Source organism: Pantoea sp. Lu_F5_004 (assembly GCF_051136245.1).
In the GTDB taxonomy this organism is placed as follows: Bacteria; Pseudomonadota; Gammaproteobacteria; order Enterobacterales; family Enterobacteriaceae; genus Pantoea; species Pantoea agglomerans.
Genome location: NZ_CP194946.1, coordinates 2,519,154 through 2,534,819, shown reverse-complemented (window position 1 = coordinate 2,534,819; position 15,666 = coordinate 2,519,154). Strand labels below are relative to the sequence as shown.

10 protein-coding genes and 1 pseudogene are annotated in these 15,666 nt (G+C 54.3%); 7 read left to right on the top strand and 4 right to left on the bottom strand.

The window, feature by feature from the left end:
* The first annotated feature begins 1,396 nt into the window (after positions 1-1,396).
* Together ACR8BN_RS11715 and ACR8BN_RS11710 are read left to right on the top strand one after the other, a co-directional pair.
* Positions 1,397-2,078, top strand: a pseudogene (locus ACR8BN_RS11715) (ATP-dependent Clp protease proteolytic subunit).
* A gap of 474 nt (positions 2,079-2,552) precedes the next feature.
* Positions 2,553-3,095 carry a glycine zipper 2TM domain-containing protein gene (locus tag ACR8BN_RS11710; RefSeq protein ID WP_003849847.1) on the top strand — a complete coding sequence of 181 codons (543 nt, stop codon included), beginning with the start codon at positions 2,553-2,555 and terminating at the stop codon, positions 3,093-3,095.
* A gap of 144 nt (positions 3,096-3,239) precedes the next feature.
* On the opposite strand, the gene mfd is transcribed toward ACR8BN_RS11710, so the two are convergent.
* Positions 3,240-6,683 (bottom strand): transcription-repair coupling factor, encoded by a 3,444-nt coding sequence (mfd, locus tag ACR8BN_RS11705; protein ID WP_010669864.1) that lies wholly within the window; start codon positions 6,681-6,683, stop codon positions 3,240-3,242.
* Between the two features lie 228 nt (positions 6,684-6,911).
* A complete protein-coding gene (locus ACR8BN_RS11700; protein WP_003849845.1) occupies positions 6,912-7,121 on the bottom strand; it encodes a hypothetical protein in 210 nt (69 codons plus the stop codon).
* 248 nt (positions 7,122-7,369) lie between these two features.
* On the opposite strand from ACR8BN_RS11700, the gene lolC reads away from it, so the two are divergent.
* The 5 genes from lolC to pepT all read left to right on the top strand — a co-directional run bounded on the left by lolC (position 7,370) and on the right by pepT (position 12,956).
* On the top strand, positions 7,370-8,569 hold the full coding sequence (lolC, locus tag ACR8BN_RS11695) for a lipoprotein-releasing ABC transporter permease subunit LolC (RefSeq protein ID WP_039392496.1): 1,200 nt from the start codon (positions 7,370-7,372) through the stop codon (positions 8,567-8,569).
* Positions 8,562-9,266, top strand: coding sequence for a lipoprotein-releasing ABC transporter ATP-binding protein LolD (gene lolD, locus ACR8BN_RS11690; RefSeq protein WP_064704508.1), 705 nt, complete (start codon positions 8,562-8,564; stop codon positions 9,264-9,266). The genes lolC and lolD overlap by 8 nt, the downstream gene beginning before the upstream one ends.
* Positions 9,266-10,510, top strand: coding sequence for a lipoprotein-releasing ABC transporter permease subunit LolE (gene lolE, locus ACR8BN_RS11685; protein WP_010669866.1), 1,245 nt, complete (start codon positions 9,266-9,268; stop codon positions 10,508-10,510). Before lolD ends, lolE begins: the two co-directional genes overlap by 1 nt.
* A 145-nt stretch (positions 10,511-10,655) precedes the next feature.
* Positions 10,656-11,489, top strand: a complete 834-nt coding sequence (gene cobB / locus ACR8BN_RS11680; RefSeq protein WP_039392500.1) for a Sir2 family NAD+-dependent deacetylase — start codon at positions 10,656-10,658, stop codon at positions 11,487-11,489.
* 237 nt (positions 11,490-11,726) lie between these two features.
* Complete coding sequence (gene pepT, locus ACR8BN_RS11675) at positions 11,727-12,956, top strand: peptidase T (protein WP_083068363.1); 1,230 nt, start codon at positions 11,727-11,729, stop codon at positions 12,954-12,956.
* Between the two features lie 66 nt (positions 12,957-13,022).
* Here pepT and ACR8BN_RS11670 read toward each other — a convergent pair whose 3' ends face one another.
* Entirely contained in the window at positions 13,023-14,147 is a 1,125-nt protein-coding gene (locus tag ACR8BN_RS11670; RefSeq protein WP_039392501.1) for a cupin domain-containing protein, read from the bottom strand.
* Positions 14,148-14,204: 57 nt separating this feature from the next.
* The gene (phoQ, locus tag ACR8BN_RS11665; RefSeq protein WP_010669868.1) at positions 14,205-15,665 is read right to left on the bottom strand and encodes a two-component system sensor histidine kinase PhoQ; all 1,461 of its coding nucleotides are present in this window, start codon (positions 15,663-15,665) and stop codon (positions 14,205-14,207) included.
* Position 15,666 lies beyond the last annotated feature (1 nt).

Genomic DNA, 15,666 nt, shown 5'->3' with positions numbered 1-15,666 from the left:
ACAAATTACACGTGCTTCTTTAATACGTCTGAAGCGATTATAAAAGACAAAATTCGGTGCAATATTAGATTCATTGTTATATTTGTGTTTATTTTTTACAAAAGAAAGGTTTTGAAGGTAAATATAAACTAAACCGCAGGTCGCTTTCTGAACGTCAAAATGACCATAATAGATGTCACTATTATGAAGAGGGCTTTTTGTTTTTAATATTGAAAGTTCTTTTAAGACATGGTGTTACATAAATCGCTATTTAATTAATAATCGTTAGGAACGATCATTAGGCTGATTGTGATAGGCTCAGGCTATTGTAATCCTATTATCGATCGATATTGACAATTGTTTTTTGCGCTGTAAGCTTATTATTCAACCGGTCTTACCGTTATTTAAATTTCAATCTTTGAAAGATTTTTTAGGATAAAATGCGGTCAGAAAAGTAAAGTTAAATTCAAAAAAAGAGGGTGTTTTTAAAAGGAAAGGAGTTTTCAATTTGAATTTTTTTATTCAAAAATATCTCATGCTAACCTGTTTGAATAGTCATATGAACAGTCTGAGCTTGGATGACATGAATTACAGTAAGGACATTTTCTGAATTATCAGAGAAAATACAGGAGCGCGGTATGGTCAGATGTCTAGCTTCAATAATATTTGCTATCGGTTTATCCTCATGCAGTCGTGATGTCAGCATTGCCACAACATCATCAGATCACCCTATTCAGAAAGCAATGCCCGATATCTTTCAATCGGTTACCCCATCGCAGCAAAGGGCCATTATGTCAGGTGAACGCCCAGACTGGTCTGAACTCTCCCCATTGCCCCGCACGTTAAAAAGGTGAGGCGCGGGAAATGAATACTGAAACGCCGATCAACTTGTACCATTAGTGTTGCCGGTCTTTTAATTAAGGATAAAACCAAAACTGTTTTACTGTCAGTAGCGGAATTACGTTATCTATTATTTCTGGATGTGTAAAACATACGGGGACGAAAGTAATCTGGACAATTACATGTCTATCTAAGCCTGATCGTGACTTCCCTGTAATGACACGCTTAATAAACGGTAATCGGGTGCTTATTATAAAGATTTTTCATCGGCTAATGGTGTGGAAGTCAGATGGTTTGACAAGAGTAACTACGCTGACATTATTCTATTTTTTAGCGTGGTTGATGATCTGTTTTGTTTGCTGCTTTGCACGTCGTTACTGGAAGAGCAGCAGTCAACGAAGAGGCTGCGTCCTTGTTGCTATGCTGGTGATGATATTTCTGACTGTTTATAGTATGACACTCTATTATGGGCTGGATTTAATCAGAAGAGTCAGCTGGCATCGGTGTATCCCGTGGCTTCCTCCGGTTTATGATTGGTTAATGTCAATTTAATATTTTTAAATTAAAGGTCCTCTAAATGAAACGCAGACTTATTATAGTGGCTTTTCTGGCATTGTCTTTTTCATCTTTTGCTGAGATGCGCTGGACGAAGAGTGAAAGCAACAGCCCTGAAAATTTACATGAAGCCAAAATCGTCTACATTGGCGAAGTCAACTCACGTCTGGCATCAGAAATTATAACGGCAATAAACGATATTAACAATAACTACCCGGCGGTTAAAGTAATAAAATTGTATATCAGCAGCTTCGGTGGAAGCATGGAGAGCGGCTATCTTGCCTATGCAGAGTGTTAAAGGCTCTGTGATACCCATTGAAACGATTAACGACGGGGTAGCCGCTTCTGCTGCAACGCTTATCTATTGTGGCGCGAAAAAGAGATATACGTTTCCGCTGGCATCATTCATTCTTCACCCTTCGGCCGCGCCGAATATTAAAAGCGAATGGGTTCGGCCTAATGAACTTGCACTATTAAAAAAAGATGTTGAAGACGGCAATAAATATTTCAGAGAGGTCTATAAAACCTGCACCTCGTTAAGCAGCGAAGCGTTAGATAAGGTACTGTACAGCAATGATAGCGCGATGTACCTTCAGTCAGATGAAGCAAAAAAGACAAAGCTTTCTCAGGGCAATGCATTCGGTATTCTCCCTGCGCCTCTTTCATATTATATTATTGATGAAAAAATTAACCCTCATTGGTAATGTGAAGCGGGCTGCGCCTGAGGAAAATATCATTGTCGCTTTGCTACACATCGCAGGGCTGCATTGCGTATTGCCCGAACGCATGCCGCTATCGACATTATTTTCTGATCTTACAGGATTATCAGGTGATGTTTTCCCTGCGTCACCAGGCCTAAGGTAGATAGGCCTCAACGTTTCATGAAAAATACTCTGTAACCTCCTGCCAGCGTCTGTTTAGCGCCAGCTATCCGCCCTGTTGAGGAGCTATATCATGAGTGTCAGTCCGGTAAAACGTTAACCTCAGAACTCTCCTAAAAACTGGTCCTGATAGCAAAGTGACCAATTTCCTCCATTTATCTGATGTTGCATTTTCGGTCCATCTGTAAAACTTCATCTCAACAAACACGGCGCGTCGCGCACGCCGGTTATACCTCAGTTAACGAGGATGCTTTAGCAGCAGGATTGCGCGGTAACACTTTTCAGGAGGAACTTCCTGTGAATAAATCAATGTTAGCGGGTATCGGTATTGGTGTGGCAGCAGCTCTGGGTGTTGCAGCCGTAGCAGGCATGAACGTGTTTGATCGCGGTCCTCAATATGCTCAGGTACTGTCTGCAACGCCAATCAAAGAGAGCATTAAACAGCCTCGTCAGGAGTGCCGTAATGTCACTCTGACTCACCGTCGGGCCGTGCAGGATGAAAACCGTCTTGCCGGGTCTGTATTAGGTGCAGTGGCAGGTGGAGTGCTGGGTCACCAGTTTGGTGGCGGTCGCGGCAGAGATGTGGCGACAGTAGCAGGTGCGGTAGCGGGGGGTTATGCCGGTAATCAGGTCCAGGGCGGACTGCAGGATCGGGATACCTACACCACAACCGAACAGCGCTGCAAAACTGTTTATGATAAACAAGAGAAAAAACTGGGATATGACGTGACCTATAAAATAGGCGATCAGCAGGGTAAAATCCGTATGGAAAATGACCCCGGCACGCGTATTCCACTGGATCGCAATGGTCAGCTGGTTCTCAACGGCGATCAGGCGTAATTGGGCAAAGCTTTGCCGCTCACGCGGCCACACAGCACAACGTAATACAGCAGTAATGAAAAAGGCGCATCTCAGGATGCGCCTTTTTTTGCGGCAAACTAACCGGCGCTTAACCGGTTAGCTCATCAACGCACGGGCAGGGTGTTACGCCTGCCGTTGAGCCAGTTGCGAAACGAATCCCTGCACCCACTCAAGCCGCACTTTTCTTTCCGATAGCTCACGGGTAAACCGCAGTCGCGTCGGCCCATCCAGCTTCCACTGCTGAGGCTCTTTCTGCAGCAGGCCTATCAGCCATGCCGGATCCACGTTGTTCTTCGGCGCAAAATCGAAATAACCGCCTTTGTCGCTGGCTTCGATCTTACGCAGACCGACAGCGCGGGCTTTCAGCCGGATAATCGCCACATCCAGCAGGTTACGCGCCGGATCGGGCAGCAGGCCAAAGCGGTCGATCATCTCAACCTTCAGCTCCTGCAGCTCCTCTTCAGCCTCCGCGCTGGCGATGCGTTTATAGAGTGAAAGACGGGTACTGACATCCGGGATAAAGGTCTCGGGCAGCAGGGCGGGCATCCGCAGCTCCACCTCGGTCTGGTTGCTGGTGAGATCTTCCAGTGACGGCTCGCGACCCGCTTTCAGCGCCTCGACCGCATTCTCCAGCAGCTCCATATAAAGCGTGAAGCCCAGCGTCTCCATCTGTCCGCTCTGCTCATCACCCAGCAGTTCGCCGGCACCGCGAATCTCCAGGTCGTGCGTTGCCAGGGCAAAACCGGCTCCCAGATCTTCCAGTGAAGCGATCGCCTCCAGCCGCTTATGCGCATCGGCGGTCATCGACTTCGGATGCGGCGTTAACAGCCAGGCATAAGCCTGATGATGCGAGCGCCCGACGCGACCACGCAGCTGATGCAACTGCGCCAGGCCAAAGTGATCGGCCCGCTCGATTATGATGGTATTAGCGGTCGGAATGTCGATCCCGGTTTCGATAATGGTGGTACAGACCAGCACGTTGAAACGCTGATGGTGGAAATCGTTCATCACACGTTCCAGATCACGCTCACGCATCTGACCATGACCAATAGCGACACGCGCTTCCGGCACCAGTTCGCTGAGACGCTGCGCCGCTTTCTCGATATTTTCAACGTCATTGTAGAGATAGTAGACCTGTCCGCCACGCAGAACCTCACGCAGGATTGCTTCGCGGATCACCAGATCGTCAAATTCACGGACAAAGGTTTTCACCGCTAAACGGCGGGCAGGCGGCGTGGCGATGATCGAGAGATCGCGCATGCCGCTCATGGCCATATTCAGGGTGCGAGGGATTGGCGTTGCGGTCAGCGTCAGAATGTCCACATCGGCGCGCATCGCCTTGATGCGCTCTTTGTGACGCACCCCGAAACGGTGCTCTTCATCGACAATCAGCAGACCGAGATCGTGCCATTTAAGATCGCTCATCAGCAGCTTATGGGTGCCGATTAAGATGTCGATCTTGCCATCGCTGGCCTGTTCCAGCACCTGCGCCTGCTCTTTGGCAGTACGGAAACGGGAAAGCATCTCAATGCGAACCGGCCAGTTGGCGAAGCGATCGCGGAAGTTATCGTAATGCTGCTGTGCCAGCAGGGTGGTCGGCACCAGCACGGCCACCTGTTTATGGTTCTCAATCGCCAGAAACGCCGCGCGCATGGCCACTTCAGTTTTACCGAAACCAACGTCGCCGCACACCAGACGGTCCATCGCCAGCGGCTCGCACATATCACTCAGCACCGCGTTGATCGCCTGCGCCTGGTCCGGGGTGGTTTCAAACGGGAAGCTTTCGCAGAACAGCTGATACTGCTCGCGATTATGCTTAAAGGCAAAGCCGGTTTTGGCGGCGCGCTGAGCATAGATATCCAGCAGTTCAGCCGCCACATCACGCACTTTCTCAGCCGCTTTCTGCCGTGCGCGTGACCAGGCATCGCTGCCCAGTTTGTGCAGTGGTGCATTATCGTCGGCACCGCCCGCGTAGCGGCTGATCAGGTGCAGCGATGAAACCGGCACATAAAGTTTGGCGTCGTTGGCGTAAGAGAGCATCAGATATTCCGCCTCAATGCCGCCGGCTTCCAGCGTGGTGAGGCCGATATAACGGCCCACACCGTGTTCCAGATGCACCACCGGCTGGCCAGGATGCAGCTCCGCCAGGTTACGGATCAGAATGTCCGGATTGATAGTGCGACGGGTATCCTGACGGCGACGGCTGACGCGTTCGCCCAGCAAATCGCTTTCGCAAATCAGCGCCCGGTTGCCCTGGGTATCGATAAAACCGCGCTCGCTGGCGCCGATCATCAGTCGGAAACGCTCTTCGCCGGTTTCATCGAAGCGGTGCACCGGCTGAGGACGCAGTTTAATCCGTGCCAGCAGATCCTGCAGGCTCTCACGGCGGCCTTCACTTTCCACCGAGAAGACCACGGTGCCGCTGAAGGTCTCAATAAACTGACGCAGATGGTCGAGCGGCGCTTTAGCCTGCGCCTGAACGGTCAGATCAGGCAGCGGGGTATAGCCGAGGTTGGTATTCGCGGCTTTGGCGGGCAGCACCTCATTGGTCATCTGGATGCGCGGCCAGGCTTTCAGCTCTCCCATCAATGCATCCGGACGCAGCCACAGGGTGACCGGCTCCAGCAGTGGACGCATCGGATCAACGCGGCGATTTTCATAACGCGCCTCGGCATCCTGCCAGAAGCGGCTGGCGCTGCCTTCAAGATCGCCGCAGTTCACAATCAGGGTATTGTCGGGCAGATAGCTGAACAGGCTGGGTAACGGCTGCTCAAAAAACAACGGCTGCCAGTATTCGATGCCCGCTGGCAGCGTGCCTTTGCTGACCTGCTGATAGACATGCTCCGACTCACGGCGCACATCAAACGTTTCACGCCAGCGGCTGCGGAACAGCTCAATGGCGGCTTTGTCGCTGGGAAACTCATGCGCAGGCAGCAGGTTAATTTCGGGGACCGCTTCCAGCGTGCGCTGACTGTCGACATCGAACAGGCGCAGGCTGTCGATCTCATCATCGAAAAAGTCGATGCGGTAGGGCTGATCGCTGCCCATCGGGAACAGGTCGAGCAGGGCGCCGCGCGTAGCGTATTCACCGTGCTCCATCACCTGATCGACATGGCGATAGCCGGCCTGCTCAAGCTGGTCGCGCAGCCGGTCGCGTGACAGTTTTTGTCCCTGCTTCATCACCAGCGCATGGCCGTGCAGGAAACTGTGCGGGCAGACGCGCTGCATCAGGGTGTTGACCGGCATGATCAGCATACCGCGCTGCATCACCGGCAACTGGTAGAGGGTCGACAGGCGGGCGGAGATAATATCCTGATGCGGCGAAAAGCTGTCGTAGGGCAGCGTTTCCCAGTCGGCAAGGTGCGCCACCGGCAGATCGGTAAACTGGCGGATTTCATCCAGCAGACGCAGAGCGGTTTGGGTATCGGGTGTAATCATTAACACCGGACCAGCATGTCGTTCGGTAATGCTGGCACACTCCACCGCGTGCGCCGCGCCTATGAGCTGGCCGAGCTGACGGTGATCGCCGGATTTAACGGGCAGGGTATAACGAGTCTGTTCGGGCATGGGATCTCGGGGTTGCTCCATTTTTCCAGGACGTAATCATTCCATATTATGTCAGGGGGATCACCTCTGCGGCACAATTTTCCTGCCGCGCCGCGCTGAATCTGGGGATCGGTCAGCTATTACCGGGCGTCAGCGGTAATAGTGCGGATAAAGAGAGGATAGACGGAGTCTGGCAAGGGATCAGAAAAAACCGCCGTCGCCATGCAGCGACGGGGTTAAACGGGCATTTTATTTTATGGATTGCTGTGTGTAATGCATGCGTGGGCGGTCGATATTCGCCCAGGATAACTCCTGCTCAGGATGATAGCTGAGGTTACCGTCGTCCCACTTTACGTAGTAGCCGGCTGGTGCGTTTCCCTGCTCAAAGACGTTGATGATTTCGCCTCTGATCTCCCCGGATTTATGTTTAACGATGCTGCCTTTGGGAAATTTCAACATGGTCGCTACCTCATACTGCCCGGCGATAAATCACCCGTGATCGTGGTACTGATTGTAGTCTACCCCCCTGGGCGCTGAATAATCAGCCAATAAGCGGCGGCTTTATCGGCTATTCCGCTGCTTTGGCGCGCAAAGTGACGCATCCGGATGCAACTTTGCTGCCGACTCAGAGGGTTAGAGGTTTCATAAAGCCAGCCGCTCCTTTATCATCCCACTACCTATTTTCAGGCAACGGCTTACTGGATTCCATGTATCAACCTGTCGCGCTATTTATCGGTCTGCGTTATATGCGTGGACGAGCATCGGATCGCTTCGGTCGCTTTGTCTCCTGGCTCTCAACGATTGGCATTACGCTCGGCGTGCTGGCGATGGTCACCGTGTTATCGGTGATGAACGGTTTTGAGCGTGAACTCGAAGGCAATATTCTTGGCCTGATGCCTCAGGCGCTGATCACCAGTGACAAAGGCAGTCTCAATCCACAACAGCAACCCGCCACTTCGCTGAATCTGCAGGGTGTCAGCCGTATTGCGCCGCTGACCACCGCCAATGTGGTGCTGCAAAGCCCGCACAGCGTCTCCGTTGGCGTGATGCTGGGCATTGAGCCGGATGAAAAAGATCCGCTGACTCCTTTCCTGGTCAATACCCGGCAGAGCGTGCTGCAGGCCGGGCAGTATAATGTCATCCTCGGCGAACAGCTGGCATCCCAGCTTGGCGTAAAACGTGGCGATCAGCTGCGTCTGATGGTGCCGTCGGTCAGCCAGTTTACCCCGATGGGACGTGTGCCAAGTCAGCGTCTGTTTACCGTAGCGGGCACCTATGCCGCTAACAGCGAAGTCGATGGTTATCAGATTCTGGTCAATCTTCAGGATGCGTCGCGCGTGATGCGCTATCCGGCCGGTAACATTACCGGCTGGCGACTGTGGCTGGATAAACCGCTGTCGGTCGACAGTCTGAGTCAGCAGACACTGCCTGCGGGTCTGGTCTGGAAAGACTGGCGTGAGCGTAAAGGCGATCTCTTCCAGGCAGTGCGTATGGAGAAGAACATGATGGGCCTGCTGCTGAGCCTGATCATCGCCGTGGCTGCCTTTAACATCATCACCTCGTTAGGCCTGCTGATCATGGAGAAGCAGGGCGAAGTGGCGATCCTGCAAACCCAGGGCCTGACGCGCCGGCAAATAGTGGCGGTGTTTATGGTGCAGGGTGCCAGCGCCGGCATTATCGGCACGCTGCTCGGCACGCTGCTCGGTGTCTTGCTGGCCAGCCAGCTCAACAACTTAATGCCGGTGATTGGCCTGTTCCTTGATGGTGCCGCATTGCCGGTTGATATTAATGTGTGGCAGGTGGTCACCATCGCCCTCAGCGCCATGATTGTGGCGCTGTTGTCTACGCTCTATCCTTCGTGGCGCGCTGCCGCCGTTCAACCTGCTGAGGCTTTACGTTATGAGTAACACTCCTTTGTTGCAGTGCCGCGACCTGTGCAAACGCTATCAGGAAGGCAGCGTGCAGACCGATGTGCTGCGCAATGTGGCTTTCAGCCTCCAGCCCGGTGAACTGACAGCGATTGTCGGCAGCTCCGGTTCCGGTAAAAGTACGCTGCTGCATCTGCTCGGCGGCCTTGATGCACCGACATCGGGCGACGTGGTGTTTGATGGCCAGTCACTGAATGCCATGTCCTCGTCGGCCAAAGCGGAACTGCGTAATCGCGAGCTGGGCTTTATCTATCAATTCCACCATCTGCTGCCGGACTTCAGCGCGCTGGAGAACGTGGCGATGCCGCTGCTGATTGGCAAAACGGCTAAAACGGAAGCGCAGGATCGCGCCCGCGAGATGCTGGCCGCGGTCGGGCTGGACCATCGCGCTGCGCACCGGCCTTCTGAACTATCAGGCGGCGAACGCCAGCGCGTGGCGATTGCCCGGGCGCTGGTTAACCGCCCACGGCTGGTGATGGCGGATGAGCCAACCGGTAACCTCGATGCGCGCAACGCCGACGCCATTTTTGAATTACTTGGCGAACTGAACGTGCGTCAGGGCACCGCGTTTCTGGTGGTAACCCACGATCTGATGCTGGCAAAACGAATGACGCGTCAGATGGAGATGCGTGATGGTCAGTTAAGCGAGCAGCTCACCATGGCAGGAGCGGTGTAATGGGTTCGTCGTTATCCCTGTTGCTGGGCCTGCGCTTTAGCCGTGGCCGCCGTCGTGGCGGCATGGTGTCGCTGATTTCGGTGATCTCCACCATCGGTATTGCGCTGGGCGTGGCTGTGCTGATTATCGGTCTGAGCGCCATGAATGGTTTTGAGCGTGAGCTGAACAACCGCATTCTGGCGGTGGTGCCGCATGGCGAGATCGAGGCGGTCAATCAGCCATTCCAGCACTGGCAGTCGATGATTGCCCCGATTGAAAAGGTGCCCGGCATTGCGGCGGCGGCGCCTTATGTTAACTTCACCGGCCTGATTGAGAGCGGCGCCCGGCTGGAAGCGCTGCAGGTAAAGGGCGTTGATCCGGCACAGGAGCCGCGCCTCAGTGCCCTGCCACAGTTTGTGGCAGATAACGGCTGGTCCTCTTTTGCCGCCGGTAAGCAGCAGATCATTCTGGGCGGCGGCATTGCTAAATCGCTGAATGTGAAGCAGGGCGACTGGATCACCATCATGATCCCCAATAACGATGGTGATAACAAACTGCTTCAGCCTAAACGTATCCGGCTTCAGGTCAGCGGTATTCTGCAACTGAGCGGCATGCTCGATCACAGCCTGGCGCTGGTGCCACTCGCCGATGCGCAGCACTATCTGGAGATGGGTGACAGCGTGTCCGGCATTGCCCTGAAGATGACCGACCCGTTCCAGGCGGTCAAACTGGTGCGGGATGCCGGTGAAGCGACCCGTTCCTACGTCTACATCAAGAGCTGGATTGGCACCTACGGCTATATGTACCGCGACATTCAGATGATCCGCGCCATCATGTATCTGGCGATGGTGCTGGTGATTGGCGTCGCCTGCTTTAACATCGTCTCAACGCTGGTGATGGCGGTGAAGGATAAGAGCAGTGACATTGCGGTGCTCCGTACCCTCGGTGCTAAAGACCGGCTTATCCGCGCCATCTTCATCTGGTACGGTTTGCTGGCAGGCTTGCTGGGCAGCGTCAGCGGCGTGGTCGCGGGCGTGCTGGTGGCGCTGAATCTGACCTCACTGGTGCGCGGACTGGAGTCGGTTACCGGTCATCATCTGCTGGCGGGTGATATCTACTTCATTGATTTCCTGCCGTCGGAACTGCACTGGATTGATGTGTTCTCAGTATTGATTACCGCGATTCTGTTGAGCCTGCTGGCGAGCTGGTATCCCGCCAGACGCGCCAGCCGCATTGACCCGGCTCGGGTATTAAGCGGTCAGTGAAAAAATGCGGCGCGAATCCTTTCGCGCCGCATCTGTTTAAGACCTTTGCTGTTGGGCGCGGCCCTCAGCAACCGTTACTATCGGGTGATGTTAACCCGGAATCTGTTTAGAGCGGCTCGCCGCAGCTGCTACGCCAGGAGATTTTATGCGTACACCACGTCGCCGCATACGACTTGCCCGCCTGAAGAAAACCCGGAGAAAAGTGCATCAGCGCTTTCGCCAGCGCATATTTGAGCGCGATCGTCAGGCCGAACTGGCCGCCCATCCTCAGCCGCATATTGTCGTGCTGACCGGCGCAGGCATCTCAGCGGAGTCCGGCATCCGGACCTTCCGCGCGGCTGACGGCCTGTGGGAAGAGCACCACGTTGAAGATGTTGCGACGCCCGAAGGATTTCAGCGCGATCCTGCGCTGGTGCAGCGCTTTTACAATGCGCGCCGTCAGCAATTGCAGGAGGCAGAGATTCAGCCTAACGCGGCCCATCTGGCGCTGGCGGAGCTGGAACAGGTATTAGGCGATAACTTTTTGCTGGTCACGCAAAACATCGACAATCTGCATGAACGTGCCGGAAACAGCCGGGTGCTGCATATGCATGGTGAGCTTTTAAAAGTGCGCTGTGTCACCAGCGGTCAGGTCATTGAGTGGACCGGTGATATCACGCCCGACGATCGCTGCACCTGCTGCCAGTTCCCCTCGGCGCTGCGGCCGCACGTGGTGTGGTTTGGTGAGATGCCGCTGGGCATGGAGCAGATTTATCAGGCGCTGGAACAGGCCGATTACTTTATCGCTATCGGCACCTCAGGCCATGTCTATCCGGCCGCGGGTTTTGTCCATGAAGCCAAACTGCAGGGCGCGCATACTGTTGAGCTGAACCTGGAGCCAAGCCAGGTGGGCAACGAATTTGCCGAGCGACATTACGGCCTGGCGAGCGAAGTGGTGCCGGAGTTTGTGCATAAGCTGCTGCGCGCGCTTTATAAGTAAGCAGGGGCGGCTATGGCCGCCTCGCTGTTTTTTTGCCCGTCATGCTGATTCCAGCCGCCCGGTGCTTATCAACATTGCGAGGCTTGCCGCAACAATCTCGTAATCAGCCGTTTTTTTCGGGCTTATTGCTTTCCCAAAGGTCATCGACAGCGCTAACCTGTCTGCGAATGATTTTACGCAACGTTGTAACCGGCTGGTCTGTTAATAATACCGGATGGCACTTTTAAAGGATGGGATATGGAACAGTTACTTGAGCGCTTTTTAAGTTATGTGGCCGTTGAGACACAGGCTAAGCCGCAGGCGCGCCAGGTGCCCAGCAGTGAAGGGCAGTGGACGCTGGCGCGTCAGCTGCAGGAGGAGTTGCTGGCACTGGGTTTTGTCGATGTCTCCTTAAGCGATCACTGTTGCGTCATGGGCACGCTGCCCGCCAATGTTGACTGGCCGACACCAGTCATCGGTTTCATCTCTCACATGGATACCTCGCCAGACTTTACGGCGAAACATGTTAATCCGCAGATTATTGAAAATTATCGCGGCGGAGACATTGCGCTGGGTAACGGCAACGAAATTCTCTCGCCGGTGATGTTCCCGGTGCTGCACAAGCTGATTGGGCATACGCTGATTACCACCGATGGAAAAACCCTGCTGGGCGCGGATGATAAAGCAGGTATTGCCGAGATTATGACGGCAATGGCGCAACTGGCTGCGAGCGATACGCCGCACGGTGCGATCCGTGTTGCCTTTACGCCTGATGAAGAGATTGGCCGCGGCACTTCTCACTTTGATGTGGAAGGCTTTGCCGCTGACTGGGCCTACACCATTGATGGCAGTGATTTAGGGGAGTTCGAATATGAGAACTTCAATGCTGCTTCTGCCACCGTCAAAATCGTCGGTAACAACGTGCACCCTGGCTCCGCCAAAGGGGTGATGGTCAATGCGCTGGATCTGGCAAACCAGTTTCATGCCGCCGTCCCGTCCAGCGAAAAACCGCAATATACTGACGGCTACCAGGGCTTCTATCACCTGCATCAGATCAAAGGCAGCGTTGAACACGCCGAGATGCTCTATATCATTCGTGACTTCGAAACGGAGAGTTTTGAACAGCGTAAACAGACGCTGCTGCAGATTGCCGCAGAGATCAACAAAACCCTGCACCCGGACTGTTCAGTCATCGTCGAAATCACCAACAGCTATCGCAACATGCGTGAAAAAGTGGAGCCGTTCCCGCACATCATCGAACTGGCTTTACAGGCGATGCGTGACTGCGGCATTGAGCCGGTAGTGAAACCGATTCGCGGCGGTACGGATGGATCGGCGTTGTCGTGGAAAGGGTTGCCTTGCCCGAACATCTTTACCGGTGGCTATAACTATCACGGTAAGCATGAGTTTGCTTCGCTGAATATCATGGCGAAATCGGTGGAAGTGATTGTGCGGCTGTCAGAGCTGGCGGCGCAGAAGAAGAATTAAACCCGCAGACACAAAAAAGGCTCTCTGCCACGGCGGCAAGAGAGCCTGTTTCAGTATCAGCTCAGATTATTCGTCGCCGAAGTACCAGTATCCGGCATTGACCAGATCAGCGATCTGCGCCAGTACCGACGGGTCATCCAGCGCATCGCCCAGATCGTCCAGTGTGATGCGATAGTGGCGCGCCAGGACCGCCATCACATCGGGATGTGAACACTCAACCCGCTCACCGTTGACATAGACCGCATCACCAATCGTCAGAACACGCAGGCCACCTAACCGGCTCAGGGTATCGCCCTGTTGCAGCGCATCATAAATTTCATCGGGCTGGTAAGGCGGTTCCGGCGGCGCGACATCGAGTTCGTGACGTGACTGGGAAATGAATTCGCCGAACCATTGAGCGAACTGCTCCGGCTGATTGACCACATCCAGCATCAACTGACGTACGCCTTCGATCTCCTGCGGCAGAATCTGCGACGGGCAATCACGTGCAGGCACATCCGGATCGCTGAAGCGCAAGCTGCCCAGCTCATTGGCCAGCGCGTAATCCGCAAAGCCGCTGATTAACTCGCGTCCGCTGGGGGCACGGAAACCCACGGAGTAGTTCAGGGCGTTTTCCAGCGAGTAGCCTTCATGCGGGAACCCTGGCGGAATATAGAGAATATCACCCGGCTCCATCTCTTCATCGATGATGGCGTCGAATGGCTCAACCTGCAGCAGATCCGGGTGCGGGCAGTGCTGCTTCAGCGGCACCTTTTCACCGACGCGCCAGCGACGGCGACCGGCACCCTGAATAATAAAGACATCATACTGATCAAAATGGGGACCGACGCCGCCGCCAGGCACGGCAAACGACACCATCAGGTCATCAACACGCCAGTCAGGCAGGAAACGGAAAGGGCGCATCAGTGCGGCAGAGGGTTCATGCCAGTGATTGACCGCCTGTACCAGCAGCGACCAGTTGTTCTCACCCAGATGATCATAGCTCTCGAACGGGCCGTGGCTGACCTGCCATTTGCCATCCTGATGGCTGACCAGGCGGCTATCCACCTCGTTTTCCATCGCCAGACCGGCCAGTTCATCCGGTGAAAGAGGATCGACAAAGTTTTTAAAACCACGCTTCAGCACTACCGGACGTTTCTGCCAGTAACGCTGAATAAAATCGGGCCAGTTAATATCGAGCTGATAGTCCATAAAAGGGTTCCGCTTAGGGCTGTAAATGCCAGCAAGTATAACAGCCCTGAGGGTTTTCTACTCGCGGCGATGTTCGACTTCCTGGCGCTGAAAGACCACTTCCATGCGTGTTCCGCCGAGTGCGCTGCTGGAGGCGATGACGTTGCCCTCATATTGCTCAAGAATATCGCGCACCACCGCCAGACCCAGTCCCTGACCGGGACGCAGGGTATCGGCACGCTGACCCCGGACAAACACTAAATCGCGCTTGCTCTCGGGAATGCCCGGACCATCATCGTCAATATAGAGATGGAGTGCATTTTCGCTCTGAAAAGCGCTGATTTCGATAAATTCCAGGCAATATTTGCAGGCGTTATCGAGCACGTTGCCGAGCACTTCCATAAAGTCATTCTGGTCGCCAACAAAGGTCAGCTCCGGTGAGATATCCAGCGAAATCGCCACGCCTTTACGCTGATAGACTTTATTCAGGGCCGAGCAGAGCTTGTCAAGCAGACCGGAAACGGAATGCAGATCGCGCTGTAGCGGGTTGTGATCGGCCTGCATACTGGCGCGATGCAGATAATAACCGACCTGCTGCGAGATTCGACTAATCTGCTCCAGCATCACCGGCTCAGCCTGTTCCACCGTCAGTTCCTTGCCGTTGCGCAGCGAGCGCAGGGTGCTCTGCAACACGGCCAGCGGCGTTTTCAGGCTGTGGGTCAGGTCTGAAAGCGTGGTGCGATAGCGGGTATAGCGTTGCCGCTCATTGGTCAGCAACAGATTGAGGTTACGCACCAGACTGCGCAGTTCCTGCGGCGGATTATCCGCCAGATTTTCGCGCTGACTGGTCTCCAGTTCGCGCACCTGCTGCGTCAGCGCGCCAATCGGCCGCAGACTCCAGTGCGCCGCCAGCCACAGCAACGGAATGATCAGTATCAGGTTGGCTGCCAGCACATAGCTGAACCACGACCAGACCACATCAGAATGCTGCAACTCCTGCGGGATAGAGTCGACCACCACAATGGTGAGCGCGGGCAGATTCGTGGTGGCATCGTAACGGTTAACGGCGACCGAGTGGGTAAAGGTATCGTTGCTGTCATTGTCCCAGTCGTTGAGTCGTTGCTGAGCATTCAGGTTATTGCCCATCGCCACCATGCTGGTACGGTTACTGGTATCAATCTCGTAGAAGTCAGGCTTCAGCAGCCATTCACGGCGGATCTTCTTGCGGATCTCCGGCACGTCGCGTTGCTGCCATAACAGCTTGCCGTGCTCATCGTAAATAAACACCAGCGTCGGGAAGTTGAGCGTCATCCGTTCCGGCTGGGCGATGGTGAGTTTGTTGTCGTGCCATTGCGCCAGCGTAAAGAACAGGTTGCTCTCGCCGCGCATCACGCGATAGGTATTTTTATCGAAACTGACCACATAGCCAATCACCGCGACCATGCCGTAGGAGAGTGAGAGGAAGAGGACTATCGCTGCGGAGGCCAGCAAAAAGCGGGCGCGCAGCGAAATAGGGCGATAACGATTAAACCAGGACATG

Bases quoted from the DNA above. Each gene is read 5' to 3' on its own strand.
- mfd (WP_010669864.1), bottom strand. From the start codon at position 6,683: ATGCCCGAACAGACTCGTTATACCCTGCCCGTTAAATCCGGCGATCAC.
- ACR8BN_RS11700 (WP_003849845.1), bottom strand. From the start codon at position 7,121: ATGTTGAAATTTCCCAAAGGCAGCATCGTTAAACATAAATCCGGGGAG.
- lolC (WP_039392496.1), top strand. From the start codon at position 7,370: ATGTATCAACCTGTCGCGCTATTTATCGGTCTGCGTTATATGCGTGGA.
- lolD (WP_064704508.1), top strand. From the start codon at position 8,562: ATGAGTAACACTCCTTTGTTGCAGTGCCGCGACCTGTGCAAACGCTAT.
- lolE (WP_010669866.1), top strand. From the start codon at position 9,266: ATGGGTTCGTCGTTATCCCTGTTGCTGGGCCTGCGCTTTAGCCGTGGC.
- cobB (WP_039392500.1), top strand. From the start codon at position 10,656: ATGCGTACACCACGTCGCCGCATACGACTTGCCCGCCTGAAGAAAACC.
- pepT (WP_083068363.1), top strand. From the start codon at position 11,727: ATGGAACAGTTACTTGAGCGCTTTTTAAGTTATGTGGCCGTTGAGACA.
- ACR8BN_RS11670 (WP_039392501.1), bottom strand. From the start codon at position 14,147: ATGGACTATCAGCTCGATATTAACTGGCCCGATTTTATTCAGCGTTAC.
- phoQ (WP_010669868.1), bottom strand. From the start codon at position 15,665: ATGTCCTGGTTTAATCGTTATCGCCCTATTTCGCTGCGCGCCCGCTTT.